The sequence below is a fragment of the Nesterenkonia salmonea genome, assembly GCF_005771525.1.
GTDB classification, from domain to species: domain Bacteria; phylum Actinomycetota; class Actinomycetes; order Actinomycetales; family Micrococcaceae; genus Nesterenkonia; species Nesterenkonia salmonea.
In genome coordinates this window covers 49594-69962 of the sequence record NZ_VAVZ01000013.1, presented here as the reverse complement: position 1 = coordinate 69962, position 20369 = coordinate 49594, and the positions used below count along the sequence as shown (strand labels likewise).

Genomic DNA, 20369 nt, shown 5'->3' with positions numbered 1-20369 from the left:
CACACCGCCATCGGAGGCGCTGTTCCCTCAGCCCGCGTTCACAACCTCACGGGGAACTACAGCTAGGCGCGTCGGCGTTGCAGGACCTGGTCCAGGTTGATCGACTCTTGGGAACCTGAGCTTGCCGGCAGATCCTCCGGGCTCGCAGAGGGCTGCTTGAGCTTCACATCATGGGAGGGAACGGGCTCCTGCTTAGCCAATGGCTCGGGATCAGGGCGTTCTGCTTTCGCCGCCACCATGTAGTGGGCGGCAGGAACCGTCCGGACATCCCAGGTTTCCGCTGAACCTGGGCTCGGGTGAACGACACGTGGCACCTGATCAAAAATAACAGCCGGTGAATCCTGCTGACTGAAGAGCCGATCCGCGCTGTCCGGGAGTCCATCGGCGTCGAGGGTCACGAGCGAGTCAGGACCGCCCTTACCAGCTTCATCAGCGCTGAGCGCATCAAAGGGTCCACTGCGGCGTTGCCCAGTCTGAGCAACTTCCGAGGGCTGCTGAGCGTGCGTTTCTGCAGCGGCAGACACCATGTGAGCCTGCTGCCTGACCTCTGGCTCAGGGTTCATAGCCTCCCGCATGGCTCGTTCCACCCGGTCTCTGCGCTGAGCACGACGTCGCAGAGCGGCTGTGACCTGCAAACTCACCAGAGAAGCCAGCAGCACCACTGCACAGATCGCAGGCACGGTCCACGACATCGCAGTCACAAAGGGAACAGCTATCGCAGTGCCAATGCCGATGAGCAGGGCCAGCAGACCCACAGCTGCGAAGATCGTGCGTCCCCAGTGGATGCGGAAAGACTCGCCCTCTGGGCGCCTCCCCTGCGAGTTCGATGGCCTAGATTCCTGGGCGTTGATACTGCTCATCTGTGTCTCTCTGTCGTCACGTTCAGCGCTTCGCAGCCTGCCGGTGCGGTACGCACGTCTGCGCGCAGCGCGGGCCTGACGCGTGGTCAGTCCCAGATTCTGCTGCCCAGACTGCTTGGGTAGCCGTTGAGCTCTCAGTATCAGCGCCGCCAGGAAGAGCCCGGCGACCAGAGGAATCAGTACTGATGAGTGAATGGGCAGGCTGGGGATCATGTCAATAATCCCTGCCATCTGCGGCCAGAGGCCCAACGTCATGGAAGTCTCCACCTACTTTGGGGTCTCATCAGTCCAGCTCTGGAGCGACGGGGGTGTCGCTGATCTCATAAGACTATCGAAGGGATCGCCGTACCGACGACATATACACGAACCGCTGTGACAGTTTGCCGGTCCGTCGGCAAGAATGGGGTCATGACTCCTGCGAACCCAATGAAGCACTTCGCCCCTGACCGAGTGGCAATCATCGGCGGCGGCCCCGGCGGATACGAAGCGGCCATGGTGGCCGCTGACGCCGGAGTTGAGGTGACCATCATTGAGGACAAAGGCATGGGCGGCTCGGCGGTCCTCACCGACGTCGTGCCCTCCAAGACACTCATTGCCACAGCAGATGCCATGCGCCGGGTCAACGCCTCTACTGCGTTCGGTGTGCGTTTCGGGGACAGCAGTGAGGACAAATACGAAACCTCAGCCTGGGCGGACTTCAGCAGGGTCAACGAACGACTGCTGAAGCTTGCCCAATCACAGTCGCGGGATATTCACCAATCTCTGGAGTCAGTGGGGGTGCGGATCATTCCCGGGCGAGGCCGCCTGGTCCCGCCACACAACGTAGAGGTCACCAGTCCTGACGGAGAAACCCAGGTTGTGGAGTCCGACGCCGTGATCATCGCCACCGGCGCCCACCCCCGCGAGTTGGACACCGCTAAGCCTGACGGCGAGCGCATTCTGAACTGGACCCACGCCTATAACCTCACCGAGGTTCCTGAGCATATGATCGTCGTCGGTTCGGGTGTGACTGGCGCCGAGTTCGCCTCGGCATACCGCAGGCTCGGTGCGGAGGTCACACTGGTCTCGTCTCGCGATCAGGTGCTGCCTGGTGAGGATGCAGATGCTGCTGCTGTGCTGGAGGACTCATTTACCAGGGTCGGCGTCAAGGTCGCCGCTCGAGCCCGCGCTAATTCTGCTGAGCGGACAGCCAACGGGGTCAGTGTCACCCTCAACGACGGCCGGGTTCTGGAGGGTTCACACTGCCTCATGGCGGTCGGCGGGCTCCCCAATACCGCGGGGCTGGGGCTTGAGGAGTGCGGTGTGGACACCACCGAGTCAGGGCATATCCGGGTAGACACCGTCTCCCGCACCACTGCGACGAACATTTACGCCGCCGGGGACTGCACTGGGCTCCTTCCGCTGGCCTCTGTGGCAGCTATGCAAGGTCGGATAGCCGTGGCCCATATGCAAGGCGGAGCGGTGAAGCCTCTCCAACTGCACCGGGTAGCGTCGAATGTCTTCACCTCTCCCGAAATCGCAACCGTAGGTGTGACCCAGGCCCAGGTAGATTCGGGGAAGTACCAGGCAGATGTCGTGAAACTGGACCTGGCCACGAACCCGCGGGCGAAGATGATGAACATCCGCGACGGTTTCGTCAAGATTTTCGCACGGCGGGGCTCCGGCACGGTCATCGGCGCGGTGGTCGTTGCACCGCGCGCCTCTGAACTGATCTACCCGCTGGCTCTCGCCGTCACGCATAAGCTTCATGTGGATGACGTCGCCACCACTTTCACGGTCTACCCCTCGCTGACCGGTTCCATCGCGGAGGCGGCAAGACGGCTCCACCTGCACGTGCTCGACCCCGCCGAGGAGTGAACTCAGCCGGGTTAAGCTTGGCACCATGACTGAGCCTCGCCAACCCACAGCCGTCGACGCATTCGCTGAGCACTACTTCGCACAGACTCTTGAACTCTCCCCCGAAGATGCCACATATCTCGGAATGCCCGGCAGGGAAACGGAGTACGGGGACTACTCCCCCGAAGGCAAGCAGCAGAGGGCCCAGCTCGACGCCGCGACGCTGCGTGAACTGGTTACGCTGACTCCCGCTGACCATACCGATGAGGTCACCCTTCACGCCATGCGCGAGCGTCTGACCTTGTTCACCGCGTTGCATGAGACCGGGCGAGAAGATCTCAACAACATTGCCACCCCTGCCCATAGTGCCCGACAGATTCTAGATCTCATGCCCCAATCCACTGACGAGGATTTTGCGAACATTGCCGGCAGGCTGAAGAACCTACCCGGCGCCCTCTCCGGCTATTGGGAGTCGCTCAGCGCCGCCCGGCGCGCAGGCAACGTCTCAGCCACACGCCAGGTCCAGGCCGCCGCAGGACAGTTCGCGTCCTACGCGGCTGAAGGCGGCGCATTGGAACAACTAGTCACAGCCGCCCAAGCTGCAGGAGTCAGCGAAAACGTGGTTGCTGATGTTCGCCGAGGCGTTGATGGAGCCTGCCATGCGTACCTCGATCTTTCACTCAAGCTCACCGACCGTCTGCTGCCCCACGCCCCGGCAGCCGACGCCGTCGGCGCCGACTACTACCGGTTGGTATCGCAGAACTTCACCGGAACCGCGCTGGACTTGGAAGAGACTTACCAGTGGGGGCTTGAGGAGCTTGACCGTCTGGTCACAGCTCAGGAGGCCCTCGCTGAGCAGATCGCCACCGGGGCTTCCGTCGATGAGGCCAAAGAGAAGCTCAATGCCGATCCCGCGCGCGTACTTCACGGCACCGACGAACTGCAGAAGTGGATGCAGCGACTCTCCGACCAGGCGATCGCCGATTTGAGGGATACTCACTTCGACATTCCGTCCCCGATCGACCAGTTGGAGTGCCGGATCGCACCAACCACCGATGGTGGCGTCTACTACACAGGTCCATCCGAGGACTTTGCCCGGCCGGGCCGAATGTGGTGGTCGGTGCCGCCGGAGGATACAGAGTTCACCACCTGGGCGGAGACTACAACGGTCTACCACGAGGGAGTCCCCGGCCACCACCTGCAGATCGCTACCGCGGTGCTCATCAAGGATCAGCTCAATGTGTGGCGGCGCAATGGCTGCTTCACCTCCGGCTACGCCGAAGGGTGGGCACTCTACGCCGAGGACCTCATGGCTGAGCTGGGATACCTGGAGGACCCTGGGGACAGGATGGGCATGTTGGACATGCAGCGAATGCGGGCTGCCCGAGTGGTGTTCGACATCGGCCTGCACTGCGGTTTCCGCGCTCCAGCCGAATGGGGCGCGCAGGTGTGGAACCCCGTCATCGGACGAGCCTTCCTCAAGGAGCACCTACCTATCTCGGAGGCTCAGCTGGAATTTGAGCTCACCCGATACCTGGGCTGGCCCGGACAAGCGCCGAGCTACAAGGTAGGTCAGCGAGTTTTCAAGCGCATCCGGGCCGAACGAGAGCAGTCAGCCCGGATGTCCGGGCAAGGATTCGATCTTCGCGCGTTCCACACCGAACTGCTCCAGCTGGGTGCCCTGGGCCTCGATACCCTGCGCTGGGCCATGCAGAAATAGTCCACATCAGAAATCGCACCGGCGTCCCACGGTAGATTGGAGATCATGAGCAGCGACGACCACACCAATGACCCCACCAGCCTGCCCAATCAGCAGGCGGAGAGCGCAGCAAGAACTCTGCTGCAAGCCTCCGGAATTGACCGGATCGACCTGGCCTGCACTCTCGGCTCCGGCTGGGGCGAGGCTGCCGGACACCTGGGAGAACTGGTCACAGAAATCGATGCACAGGATGTCCCGGGATTCCGTACCTCGTGGGTGCCAGGGCACTCCGGATCGCTGAAAGTCATCAGGACTCCCACAGGTAAGCATGTCCTGGTCATCGGAGCCAGAACCCACTACTACGAAGGTCATGGAGTCGACGCGGTGGCACACGGGGTGCGCACAGCTGCTGCCGCCGGAGCCGGCGTCGTCGTGCTCACCAACGGATGCGGTGGACTGAACCCCCAGTGGGATCCGGGCACCCCGGTGCTGATCCGCGACCACCTGAACCTCACCGGAAACTCGCCACTGCGCGGTGCACACTTTGTAGATCTGACAGACCTCTACTCCCCGCGTATCAGGGAAATCGCCCAGCAGGTTGACCCCTCACTGGATGAAGGGGTCTACGCCCAACTGCCTGGTCCCCACTATGAGACTCCAGCAGAAATCCGTTATCTGAAGACCATCGGAGCGGATCTGGTCGGCATGTCGACAGCACTGGAAGCCATTGCAGCCCGGGCAGCCGGCATGGAAGTCTTCGGCATCTCCCTGGTCACCAACCTGGCCGCAGGGATCTCAGCTCAGCCGTTGAGCCACGAGGAAGTCATTGAAGCAGGGCAGGAGGCCGCACCGCGCATCGCGGCACTGTTGGCCGGGATTATCGACAAGACGTTGGAGGAGAACTGATGGCGGAGCTGGGCAGCGACACACTGCTGAAAACTGTTGAGCGGTGGATTGAGCTCGATCCCGACCCGAGCACACGTGCGGAGCTGTCGGAACTGCTCGACGACGCCCGGGGTGGCGGTCAGGTGGCCTACGACTCGCTGGAACGGCTCTTCGCCGGACGTCTCGCATTCGGCACCGCCGGCCTGCGCGCTGAGTTGGGGCCGGGCCCGCTGCGCATGAACCGTCTGGTAGTGCGCCAAACTGCAGCGGGTCTGCTGAAGTACGCCACTGGGAAACTGGCCTCAGCCCGCCGGATCGTCATCGGCTTTGATGCTCGTTACCAATCTGATGAGTTCGCGTTCGACACTGCAGAGATCTTCCGCGACGCCGGATGGGATGTCCACCTGTTCGATCAGCCGGGCCCGACTCCCCTCTTGGCACGCCAAGTACTGGTCCAGGACGCAGACGTCGGAGTCATGGTCACCGCTAGTCATAACCCGCCTCGCGACAACGGATACAAGGTCTACTTGGGCGGGGAGCTCTCTCGGCACCTTGAGCCCGACGGTCTCGGAGTGGGCGCGCAGATCGTCTCTCCAGTGGACCAAGACATTGCGCAGACCATCGAAGCTGTTGTGGGCGAGGACTTCGCCGCCGATGCAGCAGCCCCAGCTGCACTCCCCGCTGCTGAAGTGTCCCGTCCCACTGGCGTGCACACCATCGGGGAAGAAGCACGGCACAGCTATCAGCGGGAGGCCGTCGAGCTTCTGGATCCTCAGAGCTATCCTCACCGGGACCTCACGATCGTCTACACCGCCATGCACGGAGTCGGAGGCGAAGCCGTCACCGACCTGCTGGAGGCAGGCGGGTTCACCGAGGTCATCGCTGTCAAAGAACAGTTTGAGCCCGATCCCGCATTTCCCACCGCGGACTTCCCCAACCCGGAAGAGGATGGCGCCCTTGATCTGGCGCTCAAGGCTGCTCGGGACCATGATGCAGACCTTGTGCTGGCCAATGACCCCGACGCGGACAGGCTTTCCGCAGCTGTCTACGACACTGCAGCCGAATCCTGGAGGCAGCTCTCAGGAGATGAGATCGGCGCCCTGTTGGGTCGGCACATTCTGGAGCGCGGCCCACTGCGTGACGGATGGCAGACTACTGAGCGTGATGACAAGCCCGTCATCGGCAACTCTGTGGTGTCCTCCAGACTTCTGGGCAAACTCGCTGAGTCCCGCGGACTGGGTCATGAAGAAACCCTCACGGGCTTCAAATGGTTGGCCCGGGTGCCGAACATTATTTTCGGCTACGAGGAAGCCATCGGATTCGATGTTGACCCTGTGCATGTCAGGGACAAAGACGGCGTCTCAGCGGCATTGATCTTCAGTGAGCTGATGGCCGATCTCAAAGCCAAAGGGACCACTGCCATCGACGCATTGGATGAGATCGCCGCCGAAGCCGGAGTGCACGTCACCGGTCAGGTGACCATTCGGGTTGATGACCTGTCCCAACTAGGTGAGGTCACCGCCGCGCTGCGTAAAGCTCCACCTGCGGAGATCGCCGGGGATGCGGTGGTCGAGTCTTTGGACTTGCAGGCGGTGCCGCTGCCAGGAAAAGAATTCACGGCCGCAAAGTCCACAGACGCGCTGATCTACCTGACAGAGGCTGGGCACCGGGTGATTGTCCGGCCCTCCGGCACCGAGCCGAAGGTCAAGTGCTATCTGGAGGCTGTGGCGGTGCCTGAGTCTGAGAATTCGAGCGCTGTCTCCGACGCCCGAACCGACGCTGAAACGCACCTGAGACTCATGCGCAGCTCCATGCAAGAGATTCTGGGAAAGGACTGACCCCGTGACTGCTACTCCCACACCAGCCAGTTTGGCTGGTCTTATTGACCACACGGTCCTGAAACCCGATACCGATGAGGCAACGGTCCGCCGGGTGATCGACGAAGCGAAAGTCCACAGCTTTGCTGCAGTGTGCATCAACCCCAAATGGGTGGCCCTGACTGCAGAGAGTCTGGTCGGCACCTCGGTGAAAACCTGCACGGTGGTGGGATTCCCTCTGGGAGCAACCACCACCACCCAGAAAGTCTTCGAAACCCAAGAGGCAGTGGCCGCCGGTGCCGAGGAGATCGACGTGGTGGTGGACATCGCTGATGCGAACGCTGGAGCCGAGGACGCCGTGCGCGCCCAGATTGCCGCGATCGCTGCCGCAGCGCATGCAGGCGGAGCTTCCCTGAAGGTCATCCTGGAGACCACCCTGCTATCAGAGGGCGCCAAGGTTCTCGTCTGCCGAGCAGCGGAGGCCGCAGGTGCTGACTTCGTGAAAACCTCCACCGGATTTGCTGGTGGAGGGGCAACTGTTGAGGACATCGCCCTGATGCACCGTGAGGTGGGAGGCCGGCTCGGCATTAAGGCCTCAGGCGGGGTGAGAACTTACGACGACGCCGTCGCTGTCGTCAAAGCCGGGGCAACACGAATCGGAGCCAGCTCGTCTCTTGATATTGTGGGAGCAGATAATTCAAGCACCGGCGGTGTCTACTAGTAGTGGCATTGCCGGTGGCCACCACTGCACAGTAGAGGGATCGCATGATTGACGCTCGCGGCCAGGTCAAGGCCTACTCCGGACAGGGACACTTCCTCGGCAATATGGTTGCCTTCCTCGTCGTCTTCGGACTGTTGCTGGCATCCATGGTGGCGCTTAATTTCTGGGACCTGGATGCTGCATGGTGGCCCGGGCTGGCCTTCATGGCACTCTTCACCGGCTCCTTCCTGATCGCTAAAGAAGTGATCGGAGTCTCGGACACTCTGGAGCAGCAGGATCTCCATGGCGAGCACGGCGAACCGCTCGACGCCATGGCTTCCAGGGAAGCCGAATCAGCTGCTCCGCGCGGAGAGCGCCAGCCCTCCGATCAGCGCTGAGTTTCAGCACCGGGTAGTTACACGCCCCGCTGTTCACGCAGTGGGCGCGAACAAGGCGTCGTAGACCTGATTCAGCCACTGAAGCAGAGCACCATCGGTGAGGTCCTCGCCGCCGATTTTCTTGGTCGTGGGCTTGGTGAGCAGCACTTGCTGCATCGACGCTTTGTGCTGACCGGTAAACATCCGCTCCATCCGCAGTTGCCGTGACTCGGGCAGTTCTGCCACTGGCGCGAACCGGATAAATTTGCCCTGGGCTCCAACATCGGTGATGCCCACCGCGCGGACCCGGTTTCTGAAGCGTGCGACTTCCACGAGGTTCTGCGCTGCCGCAGGCAGCTCACCGTAACGGTCCGTCCACTCGGCAACCACCTCGTGGATCTTGTCCTCTGTATCCGCGGCCGCCAGCTTCCGGTAGCCCTCCAGCCGAAGGGGCTCCGAGGGCACATAGGCGGCCGGGAGGTGGGCGTTGATGGGCAGCTCGATCTTGACCTCTTCTGGGTGAGTGTCCTCATCCCCCCGGAAGTCCGCGACGGCCTCGCCCACCATCCGGAGGTAGAGGTCGAACCCGACACCTTCGATATGCCCGGATTGTTCCCCTCCCAGGAGGTTTCCGGCACCGCGGAGTTGGAGGTCCTTCTTGGCAAGCCGAAAACCGGCGCCGAGCTCGTTGTGTGCTGCCACAGCTTTGAGCCGTTCCAGCGCATCCTCACCCAATGGCTTCTCAGCCGGGTAGAGGAAGTAGGCGTAGGCACGCTCACGGGAACGTCCGACTCTTCCGCGCAGCTGGTGCAGCTGGCTGAGCCCGAAAGCGCTGGCTCTGTCCACAATCAACGTATTGGCATTGGAAATGTCGAGTCCGGTTTCGATGATGGTGGTGGAGACCAACACATCGAATCGGCGTTCCCAGAAATCCTGAACGATCTGCTCCAGCTGGGTCTCGCCCATCTGACCGTGAGCTACCTCGACCCTGGCCTCTGGCACCAGCTCGCGGACGCGCGCGGCCACTCGGTCAATATCGGCGACCCGGTTGTGAACGAAGAAGACCTGACCTTCACGCATCAGCTCACGGCGTATCGCCGCCGATACCTGTTTATCGGTGTAGGGGCCCACATATGTCAGAACGGGGTGTCGCTCCTCGGGAGGCGTGTTCAACTCCGAGGTTTCCCGGATCCCGGCCAGCGACATCTCTAGGGTCCGGGGAATGGGCGTTGCGGTCATGGCGAGCACATCCACATTGGTGCGCATCTTCTTCAGCTGCTCCTTGTGCTCGACACCGAACCGCTGCTCTTCGTCGACGACCACCAGTCCGAGGTCCTTGAACTGGACATCCTTGCTCAGTAGGCGGTGGGTGCCGATGACGACGTCGATGGTCCCCTCCTGTAGCCCGAGCATGACTTCCTTGGACTCCTTGGCGCTCTGAAAGCGGGACAGCGCGCGGACCCTCACCGGGAACCCCGCATAGCGTTCGGTAAAGGTCTCATAGTGCTGGGAGACGAGCAGGGTTGTCGGCACCAGGACTGCCACCTGTTTGCCGTCCTGCACTGCTTTGAAGGCAGCGCGAATCGCGATCTCAGTTTTTCCGAATCCCACATCGCCGGAAATCAGCCGGTCCATAGGGACCTCAGCCTCCATATCTGCCTTGACCTGATCCATGGCGGAGAGCTGATCTGGGGTTTCGACGTAGGGGAAGGCATCTTCCAATTCAGCCTGCCACGGTGTGTCAGAAGCATAGGAATGACCTCGGGAAGCCATGCGAGCCGCATAGAGCCGGATGAGCTCTGCAGCGATCTCTTTGACCGCTTTGCGGGCCTTTCGTTTCGTGGCTGACCAGTCAGAGCCGCCCATCTTGGACAGCCGCGGCTCATCCCCGCCCACATACTGTGAGACCTGATCCAGCTGGTCAGTGGGGACCATGAGCCTGTCTTTGGGCGCGCCACGCTTTGATGAGGCGTAGTCCAGCACCATGTACTCGCGCATACCGGCCGTTCCGGCGCGGATGGACTGAGGGGACCCCACCGGGCGCTGAATGAGTTCGACGAACTGCCCAATACCGTGCTGTTCGTGGACCACAAAGTCGCCCTTGGCGAGTGAGAGAGGGTCTACGGGGTTCTTCTTTCGGCGGGTCGCCCGGCCCTTCCCCGCTCGAGAGTCCTGGCGGATGGCCCGGCCCAGCATTTCTGACTCGGTCAGCAAAGCCAGCTGCAGGGAGTCCAGTGCGAAACCCTCGGACAGGTTCGCGGTGGTGACCGTGATCTGCCCAGGCTGCGGGGCGTCGTCGAGCGTTCCGGAGAGCTGATGCGGCACGTCGTGGTCGGTGAGCAGCTCAGCCACCCGCTGGGCGGAACCTGAGCCGGCAGTAGTCACCACCACTGACCATTTGTCTTTGGCTCGGCTCGCCAAGAACTCCATGACCTGCTCAACCGAGCCGCGGTATCCGATCGGTTCCCGGGAGTCGAGGGAGACGATGTCAGCGTCCTGCTCGAGCTCAGAGTCCAGCCCCAGAGACGTGATCGACCACCAACCGACTCCGTACTCCAGGGACGTTTCGCGGGTTTCCGTCAGGGAGGCGAAGGCCCCAGTGTCCAGTGAGGACTGCGCTTGGGCGGTGATGTCGATCGGCGCTGAGGCACCGTCGGAGCTGGCCTGCCAGGCCGCGGCCATGAACTCCTCATTAGTGGCAGCCAAGTCATGGGCACGGGTGCGCACCTTCTCCGGCTCGACCACCACCGCGAGGGAACCCTCCGGCAGCTCAGCGACCAGCGGCACCATGGAGTCGGCCAACACCGGTGTCAGTGACTCCATGCCTTCGACTGCCTGGTGCTGGCTGATCTTCTCCAGCATGTCGACCGCATGTGGCATAGAGCTCATCAGCTTCTTGGCCTGAGCGGCAATATCGTCGGTGATCAGCAGCTCACGGCAGGGCACCGCGTGCACCGCAAGCGGGGGCTCATCGGTTTCGATCGACAACTGGTCGGCAACCGAGAAGTGACGCAGCTGTTCGACCTCGTCACCGAAGAACTCCACGCGCACCGGGTGGGTCTCATTGGGCGGGAAGATGTCCAGGATTCCACCTCGGACGGCGAACTCACCGCGGCGTGTCACCATGTCTACCCGGTTGTACGCAGCACCGGAGAGGCCCGCCACCACCTCATCGAACTGGTAGAACTCGCCCTTGCTCAGGGTGACCGGTTGGAGGTCTCCCAGGCCCGCAACAATGGGCTGAATGACGGCCCGGATGGGCGCGATGACCACATCCAAACGTCCCGCCTGTTCAGGGTGCGCCAGCTGGCGCAGGATCCCAAGGCGCCGGCCCACAGTGTCAGACCGCGGAGACAGCCGCTCATGCGGCAGGGTCTCCCAGGAGGGAAAGTGCGCGATCTGCGCATCCGGCGCGAAGCAACTCAGCGCGGACTGGAGTTCTTCTGCCTCGCGGTCAGTGGCAGTGATGGTGAGCACCACGGCGTCGTGGTGGTTCTTGCGCAGGCCAGCGGCCACTTCAGCGATAAGCGCAGGCCGGAGCCCTGAAGTGGAGGCGATCTGCAGCTCATCAGTCCGCTCGGAAGCCGGATGCGCGGCCGCGGAGACTACACGCGCATATGACGACGACGCCGCCAGCGCGTCTCGTAGACCTTTCAGCGACACGTGAATCACCTCACCATATTCAGCCACGGAGAAAAAGACCTCCCTTACATTACCGGCAATGTGCAGCACGTGGAGCTGTATGCTCGAGTTGTGATCTGTCCCACTGGAAAGCCCTGGCTGGATGAGTTGGCTGCTGCTACCGAACAGTTTGCAGCTCTGCTGGTCTCTGCTGAGCGCAATGACACCGACCTCACCTCCCCTGTGCAGGCCTGCCCTGGGTGGGATCTTCGGGAATTGGCGGTCCACCTTGGGAGAACACACCGTTGGGCCGTAGGCATCCTGGAGGGGGCCGACCCCAGGCAGCGCCCTCAGATCGAGCCGGATGAGCAGGAACTGCTCTCCGAGTGGTATGCCTCGGAGGCTGAGACCCTGCGCAAGGCGCTGGCTTTCGCGGGCCCCGATGCTCCCTGCTGGACACTGGTGGAGGACCAGCGGACAGCACTGTTCTGGCAACGCCGCCAGGTACACGAAACTATCGTCCACCTGTGGGATGCACACCATGCGAAGGGGCAGAGCCTTCAGATCGATCCCGTTCTAGCCTTTGATGGTGTCGCCGAAATCCGCGACGTCATGTACCCGCGGATGCTCAAGGCGGACCGGGTAGCGCCACTGCAGAGGAGTCTGGTGTTCACGGCAACCGATCTTGACACAGAACCGGTGGTCATCGGAGATGCCAAGCAGACTGCCGCCGTGCAGGGGCCAGCGGCGGAACTCCTGCTGCTGGTCTGGCACCGGATTCCTTGGAGCCCTGCCTACGGTGACCCGGAGGCGGCGGAACTCATCGCGCAATCCCTGGTGCCATAAGGGACTCGCCTAACTAGTAGGATGCCGGTCATGAGCGAACAGATGAGCGCCACGGGCCTCGCTGCGGAGCTCGGTGCGAAGACGCCTATTGTGGCTGCACCCATGGCGGGTGGACCCAGCACGCCAGAGCTCGTGGTCTCCGCGTGGTCAGCCGGCGGGATCGGGTTCCTTGCCGGGGGTTACGCATCGGCTGCGAAGTTGGCGGAGCAGATCGATCACGTCCGGGCGGTAGCGCCCCTGTTTGGGGTCAACCTCTTTGTGCCGAACCCTCTCCCGGTGGACCCCACCGAGTACTGCCGCTACCGGGATCAGCTGGAAGACTGGGCTTACCATTATGGCGTGGATCTGCCTGAAAAGCCTCAGGAGGACGACGACGCCTGGGAGAAAAAGCTGCAGCTTCTGCTCGACCAGCCAGCGCCCGTAGTGAGTCTGACATTTGGTCTCCCTCAAGCGGAGATCATCACGGAACTGCAACACGCGGGCTCGAGGGTCCTGCAGACCGTCACCAGTGGCGCAGAGGCCCTACAAGCTCAAGCAGCCGGCGTCGACGGACTGATCCTGCAGTCGAGTCAGGCCGGCGGACATTCGGGGACCTGGTCCCCGCGCCAACCGTTGCAAGAGACCACGACACCGCAACTGGTGCGCACTATCGGCGCCGAATCGACGCTGCCGCTCTGGGCTGCTGGCGGGATCGCGACACCTGGCGCGGCGCGGGAGGCCATCGCTGCGGGAGCTGAAGCTGCTGTGGTGGGTACTGTCCTCCTGCGGTCCCCGGAGAGCGGCGCCAACGCCGCACATAGAGCAGGGTTGGCTTCCACTAAGTACTCTGACACCGCACTGACCCGGGCGTTCTCGGGCCGCCCGGCGCGGGCGCTGCGCAATGAGTTCGCTGAAGAATTCTCCGCCTCAGCCCCACTGGGCTTTCCAGCACTGCACTATCTCACCAGCCCGCTGAGGAAGGCCGCCGCAGCGCAAGGGGACAGCAGCGCTGTCAACCTCTGGGCTGGCACCGGATACGCGGAGGCGGTGGCTGAGCCTGCGGCGGATATCATTCGCCGCCTTGCCAGGCACCCAGATCCCGAAGCCTAAGTTTCAGCTCCGCCGAGCTGGGCTTCGACCCGCTGGACCTTCTCAGTGAGCTGGTCGGTGTGCCCAGGCCTGATATCAGCTTTCACCACGAGGCTGACCCGGGGGCTGGTGGCGACCACGGTGTCGGTAGCTCGTTTAATGACCTCGAAGACCTCACCCCACTCCCCCTCCACGATGGTGAACATGGAGTTGAGCTCATAGGGCAATCCCGACTCTGTGACCACTTTGACCGCTTCCGAAACTGCTCTGGTGAGGGAGGCGTCGTCGTGCTCTGTGGTGGTGGGCGCAACAGAAAAGGCAACCAACATGGCTTCAGGCTACGCCGGCTGGGCCCTGGTTGTGAACCCCATAGGAGACAACACGGTGAAGGCACCCTATGCTGAGCTCATGGGCTCCTTACCCTCTTTGACGACAGTGCGATCACCAGAGTGCTGTGCGTGGTTGCTCACCCTGACGACATGGAATACGGCGGTTCGGCCGCAGTCGCTCGTTGGACGGCCATGGGTGTAGAAGTCTCCTACCTCCTTCTCACCGCCGGCGAAGCGGGGATGCGCAGCGTCGAGCCTGGAAGGGCCGCTGAACTGCGGTTCGAGGAGCAGCGCAGCGCCTGTTCGGAAGTGGGAGTCAGCGACTTGGAGGTACTTGACCTTCCCGACGGCATGCTGCAGCCTGATCTGCCCACCCGGAAACACATAGCACGCCACATCCGCAGGTTCCGCCCCGATGTAGTGTTCACCCAGCCCTGGGACGTCTACGTTGAGTGGGGACTCAACCACGCTGATCATCGCGCCACCGGAATCGCCACCATGGATGCGATCCGCGATGCTGATAACCCCTGGATCTTCCGTGACCTGCAGGAGAAGGAAGGGTTAGAGCCATGGGGTGCGCAATGGCTCCTAGTGCCCAATGGGGCAGCCGATCACGTCATCGATGTCTCAGGCGAACCTGTAGAGCAAGCGATCCGCTCACTCCAGGCCCACCAGGCCTACCTCTCGGAACTCGGTGACCACCCGGACCCGCGCGAGATGATCGAAGGCATGACCAGCGGGGCCGCGCGGCAGGCTGATGACTCATCGGTCACCCACGCCCTGGGCGTCGCGGTATACCCAATGTGAGGGCTCTCTGCTGAAGGCAGAAGTAGTGGATTGGTGAACCGGAGACTCTGTATCGTGACCGCCATGGATGAGCTCACTCGGTACCGGCAGTCACGCAGGGAGCACCCGAGCGCGCAACCACTGTGGAGAAAAGTCTTGGGCGCACGTCTGCGCAGGCTTCGGAAGAGCCGCAGGCTCACGCTCACCGAGCTCGCAGCCAGGGCCGGGGTCTCACCTCAATACCTCTCCGAGGTGGAACGAGGTCGCAAAGAAGCCTCTTCCGAGATGATCGCCGCAATCTCAGGGGCTTTGGGGCTGACATTGATGGATCTCACCTCCCATGTGACGGACGAACTGCAGCGAGGCACATCTTCCCACGCTGTCTACCCACTGCGGCCAGATTCAGGCAGCTGGACTCAGCTGTCACTGGTGGCATGACCCTCTGGGGTGAACTCTCCAGTCCTCCCCTTCAGCACCTCGTCTGCCAGACCGTAGTCCACGGCGTTCTGGGCTGTGAACACTCGGTCCCTGGCTGTGTCCTCGCGCAGAGTCGCCACATTCTGTCCGGTATGCCGGGTGAGTACCTGTTCGATCTCACCGCGTATCCTCACTAGCTCATCAGCGTGCAGAATGAGGTCCGGTATCGAGGCGCGCCCGCTGTTCATGGCCGGCTGGTGCAGCACGATCCGGGTGTGGGGCAGCACCGCCCGACGGCCGGCCTCTCCCCCGGCGAGCAGCACCGCCCCCGCAGCGAACGCCTGTCCCACACAGGTCGTCGCCACCGGAGCAGCGATGTACTGCATCGCGTCGTAGATCGCCATCATCGCGGAAGGGTCCCCGCCTTCACAGTTGATGTACAGATCAACCTGGTTCTCCATCGACTCAGCCTCCAGATGGAGCAGCTGGGCGATCACCACATTGGCGACCCCTGAGTCGATAGCCGTACCCAGGTAGATGATCCGCTGCGACAGCAGCTGCGAATAGACATCTATCACTCGTTCGCCGCGGAAATCCTTGGTGATGACGTTAGGAATCGTGTAGCTGCTCACCACTGGTCTCCTTCGGCGGAAGACGCAGCCTTTTCCACTGCTGTGGTCAGTCCAATGGTGTGCCGTGGCCCGGTGGGTGAGATATCGGCAAAACTCGACACAATGTGATCGATGAAACCGTATTGCTGAGCTTGTTCGGCGGTGAACCATCGGTCGCGTAGCGAGTCTGCAAAGACCCGGTCCACGGGTTGGCCTGTATCTTCAGCGACGATGCCGAGCACTGTGTTACGCATATCGCGCAGTTCCTCTGCCGCCAACTCCACGTCTGCGGCCGAGCCGGCGATACCCGCCGAACCCTGGTGCAGCAGCACTTTGGCGTGCGGGAGGGCAAAGCGTCTTCCGGGAGTGCCGCCAGAGAGCAGAAACTGCCCCGCGCTGGCGGCCATGCCCAGCGCCAGGGTTGACACCGGGTTGGGGATGGCCCGGATGACATCGCGTATGGCAAGCATGGCCGGCACAGACCCGCCGGGTGAGTTGATCCAGAGCCAGATGCCCTGGGTGGGACTATCAGCGGCGAAAGTGAGCAGTTTGCCCATCAGCCAAGACGCATTGTGTTCCTCAAGGGCGCAGTCAAGCATCAGGACCCGCCGGTGGGCTAACTCTTCGTGGATGTGGGCGCTCATGTGCCTGCCCGTATTCTCTTCGCTCATGGAGTCCACTGTTGTCTGCGCATCTCACAGATGCTTACTTTTGCTGCCCTTGGCAGTGCTGCTGTGGGCAGTGCTGCTCTTGGCGGTGCTGCCGGACCTCCGTGCCGCGGACTAGTCCTCAGTGGGGTCGAAGATGGCAGCCATGAAGAGGGGCCAGCTGGTTTCCTCATGCACGATTCTCAGGCTGAACGGCCGATCCACTGTCATCTCGACGGTCTTGGGAGGATCCGCAGGTGCAGAGGTCACCCCAACGATCTCGGTGACGGCAGCGGCCACTGTTCCTTCTTCATCGATGGTGAGCACGGCCTGGTGGGCCAACTGGCCGATTTCCACCGCTGGATCGATCCGCGACAGGTCATTGCCGGCCACCGTCTCTGATCCGCCCAGGTTCCGCAACAGTGCGACGAGGTCTTCACCAGTCCGCAGGTCCACGGTCGGCAGTGCCAGATCCACCGTGGCGCGCTCCTGACCGATAAAAGCAGCATCCACAGCAGCCCAGTCCTCATCGGTGAAGTCAGTTGGTGCAGACCCCTCAGCAGGCAGCACCACATCCATGGCAAACGCTTCGGTGTAGGGCAGTCGTATGATCTGGGCGTCGTCGTGCTCGGTGTATTCGGCCTCGAGCGTCTGGTGCATCGTCTCCGCATCGACGGTGGCGCCATCAGGGGTGGTGAAGTCTCTTTCCGAAGTATCGGCCGGATCGAACTGACTCTGCCACCGGGCAGCCAGGAGAATTGCGTTCTGCAGGACAAAGACCAAGTCAGCATTGGGTGTCTCGACAGCAGACTCCTCGATCAGCCCGCCGGTGTGCTCGTTGACCCAGTCATCGAGGAGACGTTGGGAACCGGCTGCGCCGAAGTCCGTGGTGACGACCCCAGCATCGAAGGCAGCTGCGAGGACATCCATGAAGTCCTGCTCCGGTGAGGTGGACTCTGCTAGCACCAGCTGGTTCGCCAGATGCAGGAGCGGGGTCTCTGGGAGCTCATCCTCCTGCACCACCTCCGGATCACCATCGTATTCCAGCACGGCTGCTTGGAGGGCGCTGAACGCTTCAGTCCTCTCGGATCCGGCAGCCCCCAGCAGACCATCCAGCTCCTGCGCGGCGGGACCCCGGGCACCTTCGGCGAGCATGGCCAAAGCCACCAGGATCGACGCCGGGGACACCACTGTATTCTGCCCCTCGGCCAGCTCGGACAGGGACTCAGAGCCAAACCGAGTAGAGGCATTGACCACTTCCGTCAGCGCATCGGCCTCATTGAGTGAAGCTGGCTCGTACTCGACCGATGAACGGTGGTCCTCGCCCCCACCACCACAGGATGTCAGTGCCAAGAGCCCAATGAGGCTGACACTGCCGAACCGGGGGAGATCATCCAGGTGCATACACCGATGGTACGTGCTGGGCCGGTTTAGTCGGCTGGCTTCGCTCTCCTGCGCAGGTATACGCCAAGCTCGTAGATGGCCAGAGCGCTCACCCAAAGGAGCGTCACAGGCACCACAAACCACAGCATGGCGGCGCTGAACGGGCCCAATGCCTCATGGTCGGCCGCAGCCAGCACCAGATACGCCACGTAGGCCACATACATGCCCGTCAACACGAAACCCTCCCAGCGGGCGATCGCCTGGCCGGTGAAAGCCAAGGGCAGCAACACCAGTGCAACGGCGACCATAACGGGCAGGTCAAAGTTCACAGCAGCCTGGTCAACGTCGATTCCCGTGGGTGAAAAGATGCTGGTCAGTCCCAGCACGGCCCCAATGTTGAAGATATTGGAACCCACGAGGTTGCCGACGGCCATATCCCGCTCGCCTCGCACCGCAGCAATGACTGATGTGGCCAGTTCCGGCAGGGAGGTGCCTATCGCCACAATGGTCAGCCCAATGATGAGGTCACTGACTCCTAGGGCGGCCGCGATAGTGGTGGCCGAACTGACGAGGAACTGGGCGCCGACCACCAACATCACCACACCAACCGCTATCAGGATGATGTCCACCGTGGTGGACCGTAGTGGAGTGGACCGCAGTCTGGAGGTGAGGCGCCCGGCACCCTGGTCGAGGATGCCTTCAACTCCGAGCTGGGGATCTTCGCCATGGGACAGCCTCCGGCGGGCGTACCAGATGGTCCCCACGAGGTAGACCACCAGCAGGCTGAACATCACCACGCCGTCGATCAGGGAGAAACCGCCGTCCAGCGCAAGCACCAGCGCCAAGACGGAGAACCCGATCATGATGGGGATATCTGCTTTGATGAGCTGGACTTTGACCAGCAGAGCTCCGAAGATCGCCGTCAAACCCATCACAAAAAGTATGTTGGCGATATTTGACCCGACCACGTTTCCCACGGCCAACCCGGGCGATCCGCTGAAGGCCGCGCCCATACTGACAGCGAGCTCTGGCGTAGACGTGGCGAACGCCACTACTGTCAGGCCAATGATCAGTGAGGAGAGTCCAACGGTTTTCCCCAAAGAGGCAGCACCGCGGACCAAGGCTTCGCCTCCCAGGACGAGGAGGAGGAAACCACAGATCAGAAGGACGAGGCTCAAGAGGGTCACTCGTCACATGGTACTCAGTGCCTGAGCCGAACGGGGTACCTCTTGGCCGACGCGCGGTGCCGAAACTGCCGTTAGGATGACAGGGCAATGAAGGCGCACCTCAAAGCCAAGGAGCAACTGTGGCCATCGAATCTGAAAAAGTGATCCCCCACTCGGTCGAGAACATCGTCCAGGCCTACACCACTGAGGAGTTCCACAAGCACCTGGCCTCCAAAGTCGGTTCGGAGCTGAAGAGCTTCGATGTGACCCGAGCCGATGACGGCAGTGTGGTGATCAGCTCAGTTCAGGCCATGGGTTCTGAGAAGCTGCCTGAGCTGGCACGCAAAGTGATGAAGGGCACTGTCACAGTGAACATCACCGACACTTGGGGTGCCCCAGACGCCGGCGGATCACGCCGCTCGGACACTCTGGTGAATGTTGCCAACGCTCCTGTGAAGGCAATCGCCTCGCAGAACCTTCACTCGCGCAGCGAATCGGAGACTCTGGCAACGGTGCGCGGAGACGTGGATGTGAAGGTCCCGCTGATCGGCAAGAAGCTGAAGGCCCAGGCTGAACCCTATATGGCCAAGTTCATAGAGCTGCAGGCCAAAGAGGTGAGCAGGTTCATCGAGTCTCAGGGCTGAGACGGACCCGATCGCCACTTATCAGGTAGTTGTGGGGTCATCAGGCTCCTAGAGCACTCTGAGACTCCAACAACGGCCTGACGCGGGGATTAGTGGAAAGTATTCTGCGCTGTCGTGAGGTCCTGAAGAAGGACAGCCTCAACAGCGTCCGCCGCGCGGCCGACAACCTCCGGGAGTTCCTTCATTTCCCGGTCGGAGTATTTCTGCAGCACATAGGCGGCGGTGTCCATTCGTCCGGGAGGTCTGCCGATACCGACGCGCACCCGGATGTACTCTCGGTCTCCCCCGAGGTGCTGAGTGATGGATTTCAGACCGTTGTGTCCACCCTCGGATCCACCACGTTTGAGTTTGAGCCGACCGAAGTCCAGATCCAGCTCGTCGTGAACGACCACCAGCTGGTGCGCTGGCACCGAGAAGTAGTCCATGACTTTCCGGATGGGCTTGCCGGAGACGTTCATGTACCCCTCGGAGATCGCAAAGATCACCTTCGGTCCGCCGTCACCGAGCCGCGCGCCCACCGCCTTCGCGCCGACCTTGGTCCGCGTATAGCTCGCGCCCATCCGCTCCAGGAGTTCGTCGAGGACGACCTGTCCAATATTGTGCCGAGTACCCTGGTAGCGAGCCCCAGGATTCCCGAGACCCGCTACCAGCCACGTGTTATCTGCCATACAGACAGG

19 protein-coding genes are annotated in these 20369 nt (G+C 62.1%); 11 read left to right on the top strand and 8 right to left on the bottom strand.

Translation table 11 applies throughout. From position 1 onward, the window contains the following. Positions 1-62: 62 nt before the first annotated feature. On the bottom strand, positions 63-1115 hold the full coding sequence (locus tag FEF26_RS06385; RefSeq protein ID WP_138252703.1) for a hypothetical protein: 1053 nt from the start codon (positions 1113-1115) through the stop codon (positions 63-65). Positions 1116-1268: 153 nt separating this feature from the next. Between FEF26_RS06385 and FEF26_RS06380 the strand changes: the two genes are divergently transcribed. Genes FEF26_RS06380 through FEF26_RS06355 form a run of 6 tightly spaced genes read left to right on the top strand, consistent with a single transcriptional unit; the run spans position 1269 to position 8195 of the window. Beyond that, entirely contained in the window at positions 1269-2717 is a 1449-nt protein-coding gene (locus tag FEF26_RS06380) for an NAD(P)H-quinone dehydrogenase (protein WP_243730450.1), read from the top strand. 25 nt (positions 2718-2742) lie between these two features. Beyond that, positions 2743-4416 carry a DUF885 domain-containing protein gene (locus tag FEF26_RS06375; protein ID WP_138252702.1) on the top strand — a complete coding sequence of 558 codons (1674 nt, stop codon included), beginning with the start codon at positions 2743-2745 and terminating at the stop codon, positions 4414-4416. A 45-nt stretch (positions 4417-4461) separates the two neighbouring features. Continuing rightward, the gene (locus tag FEF26_RS06370) at positions 4462-5301 is read left to right on the top strand and encodes a purine-nucleoside phosphorylase (protein WP_138252701.1); all 840 of its coding nucleotides are present in this window, start codon (positions 4462-4464) and stop codon (positions 5299-5301) included. Then, the gene (locus FEF26_RS06365; protein WP_138252700.1) at positions 5301-7118 is read left to right on the top strand and encodes a phospho-sugar mutase; all 1818 of its coding nucleotides are present in this window, start codon (positions 5301-5303) and stop codon (positions 7116-7118) included. The genes FEF26_RS06370 and FEF26_RS06365 overlap by 1 nt, the downstream gene beginning before the upstream one ends. Before the next feature lie 4 nt (positions 7119-7122). Further along, positions 7123-7818 carry a deoxyribose-phosphate aldolase gene (gene deoC, locus FEF26_RS06360; RefSeq protein ID WP_138252699.1) on the top strand — a complete coding sequence of 232 codons (696 nt, stop codon included), beginning with the start codon at positions 7123-7125 and terminating at the stop codon, positions 7816-7818. Positions 7819-7862: 44 nt separating this feature from the next. Beyond that, positions 7863-8195, top strand: a complete 333-nt coding sequence (locus FEF26_RS06355; protein WP_138252698.1) for a hypothetical protein — start codon at positions 7863-7865, stop codon at positions 8193-8195. Between the two features lie 33 nt (positions 8196-8228). Here the strand turns inward: FEF26_RS06355 and mfd are convergent, their stop codons facing one another. Continuing rightward, the gene (mfd, locus tag FEF26_RS06350) at positions 8229-11837 is read right to left on the bottom strand and encodes a transcription-repair coupling factor (protein ID WP_138252697.1); all 3609 of its coding nucleotides are present in this window, start codon (positions 11835-11837) and stop codon (positions 8229-8231) included. A gap of 69 nt (positions 11838-11906) precedes the next feature. Between mfd and FEF26_RS06345 the strand changes: the two genes are divergently transcribed. Together FEF26_RS06345 and FEF26_RS06340 are read left to right on the top strand one after the other, a co-directional pair. Continuing rightward, positions 11907-12641 (top strand): maleylpyruvate isomerase family mycothiol-dependent enzyme, encoded by a 735-nt coding sequence (locus FEF26_RS06345; protein WP_166432939.1) that lies wholly within the window; start codon positions 11907-11909, stop codon positions 12639-12641. 30 nt (positions 12642-12671) lie between these two features. Beyond that, positions 12672-13730 carry an NAD(P)H-dependent flavin oxidoreductase gene (locus FEF26_RS06340; protein WP_243730449.1) on the top strand — a complete coding sequence of 353 codons (1059 nt, stop codon included), beginning with the start codon at positions 12672-12674 and terminating at the stop codon, positions 13728-13730. Here FEF26_RS06340 and FEF26_RS06335 read toward each other — a convergent pair. Next, positions 13727-14038 carry a thiamine-binding protein gene (locus FEF26_RS06335; RefSeq protein ID WP_138252695.1) on the bottom strand — a complete coding sequence of 104 codons (312 nt, stop codon included), beginning with the start codon at positions 14036-14038 and terminating at the stop codon, positions 13727-13729. The two genes, FEF26_RS06340 and FEF26_RS06335, sit on opposite strands and share 4 nt — an antisense overlap. A 129-nt stretch (positions 14039-14167) precedes the next feature. Here FEF26_RS06335 and FEF26_RS06330 point away from each other — a divergent pair, with 129 nt between their 5' ends. Then, complete coding sequence (locus FEF26_RS06330; protein WP_243730448.1) at positions 14168-14845, top strand: PIG-L deacetylase family protein; 678 nt, start codon at positions 14168-14170, stop codon at positions 14843-14845. 63 nt (positions 14846-14908) lie between these two features. Next, a complete protein-coding gene (locus FEF26_RS06325; protein ID WP_138252710.1) occupies positions 14909-15262 on the top strand; it encodes a helix-turn-helix transcriptional regulator in 354 nt (117 codons plus the stop codon). On the opposite strand, the gene FEF26_RS06320 is transcribed toward FEF26_RS06325, so the two are convergent. The 4 genes from FEF26_RS06320 to FEF26_RS06305 form a co-directional block, all read right to left on the bottom strand. Next, positions 15241-15873, bottom strand: a complete 633-nt coding sequence (locus FEF26_RS06320; RefSeq protein ID WP_138252694.1) for a ClpP family protease — start codon at positions 15871-15873, stop codon at positions 15241-15243. The genes FEF26_RS06325 and FEF26_RS06320 overlap by 22 nt on opposite strands. Then, a complete protein-coding gene (locus FEF26_RS06315; protein ID WP_138252693.1) occupies positions 15870-16523 on the bottom strand; it encodes a ClpP family protease in 654 nt (217 codons plus the stop codon). The genes FEF26_RS06320 and FEF26_RS06315 overlap by 4 nt, the downstream gene beginning before the upstream one ends. A gap of 111 nt (positions 16524-16634) precedes the next feature. After that, positions 16635-17903, bottom strand: coding sequence for a serpin family protein (locus FEF26_RS06310; RefSeq protein ID WP_138252692.1), 1269 nt, complete (start codon positions 17901-17903; stop codon positions 16635-16637). 26 nt (positions 17904-17929) lie between these two features. Further along, a complete protein-coding gene (locus FEF26_RS06305) occupies positions 17930-19069 on the bottom strand; it encodes a calcium/sodium antiporter (protein ID WP_138252691.1) in 1140 nt (379 codons plus the stop codon). A 119-nt stretch (positions 19070-19188) separates the two neighbouring features. On the opposite strand from FEF26_RS06305, the gene FEF26_RS06300 reads away from it, so the two are divergent. Further along, positions 19189-19692, top strand: a complete 504-nt coding sequence (locus FEF26_RS06300) for a DUF2505 domain-containing protein (RefSeq protein WP_138252690.1) — start codon at positions 19189-19191, stop codon at positions 19690-19692. A gap of 89 nt (positions 19693-19781) precedes the next feature. Here the strand turns inward: FEF26_RS06300 and pth are convergent, their stop codons facing one another. Continuing rightward, positions 19782-20360, bottom strand: coding sequence for an aminoacyl-tRNA hydrolase (pth, locus tag FEF26_RS06295; protein WP_138252689.1), 579 nt, complete (start codon positions 20358-20360; stop codon positions 19782-19784). Positions 20361-20369: the final 9 nt, after the last annotated feature.

What these genes read in the sequence shown, in the direction of transcription:
- FEF26_RS06385 (WP_138252703.1), bottom strand. Translation starts at nt 1,115, where the DNA reads ATGACGTTGGGCCTCTGGCCGCAGATGGCAGGGATTATTGACATGATC.
- FEF26_RS06380 (WP_243730450.1), top strand. Translation starts at nt 1,269, where the DNA reads ATGACTCCTGCGAACCCAATGAAGCACTTCGCCCCTGACCGAGTGGCA.
- FEF26_RS06375 (WP_138252702.1), top strand. Translation starts at nt 2,743, where the DNA reads ATGACTGAGCCTCGCCAACCCACAGCCGTCGACGCATTCGCTGAGCAC.
- FEF26_RS06370 (WP_138252701.1), top strand. Translation starts at nt 4,462, where the DNA reads ATGAGCAGCGACGACCACACCAATGACCCCACCAGCCTGCCCAATCAG.
- FEF26_RS06365 (WP_138252700.1), top strand. Translation starts at nt 5,301, where the DNA reads ATGGCGGAGCTGGGCAGCGACACACTGCTGAAAACTGTTGAGCGGTGG.
- FEF26_RS06355 (WP_138252698.1), top strand. Translation starts at nt 7,863, where the DNA reads ATGATTGACGCTCGCGGCCAGGTCAAGGCCTACTCCGGACAGGGACAC.
- FEF26_RS06340 (WP_243730449.1), top strand. Translation starts at nt 12,672, where the DNA reads ATGAGCGAACAGATGAGCGCCACGGGCCTCGCTGCGGAGCTCGGTGCG.
- FEF26_RS06335 (WP_138252695.1), bottom strand. Translation starts at nt 14,038, where the DNA reads ATGTTGGTTGCCTTTTCTGTTGCGCCCACCACCACAGAGCACGACGAC.
- FEF26_RS06325 (WP_138252710.1), top strand. Translation starts at nt 14,909, where the DNA reads ATGGATGAGCTCACTCGGTACCGGCAGTCACGCAGGGAGCACCCGAGC.
- FEF26_RS06315 (WP_138252693.1), bottom strand. Translation starts at nt 16,523, where the DNA reads ATGAGCGAAGAGAATACGGGCAGGCACATGAGCGCCCACATCCACGAA.
- FEF26_RS06310 (WP_138252692.1), bottom strand. Translation starts at nt 17,903, where the DNA reads ATGCACCTGGATGATCTCCCCCGGTTCGGCAGTGTCAGCCTCATTGGG.
- pth (WP_138252689.1), bottom strand. Translation starts at nt 20,360, where the DNA reads ATGGCAGATAACACGTGGCTGGTAGCGGGTCTCGGGAATCCTGGGGCT.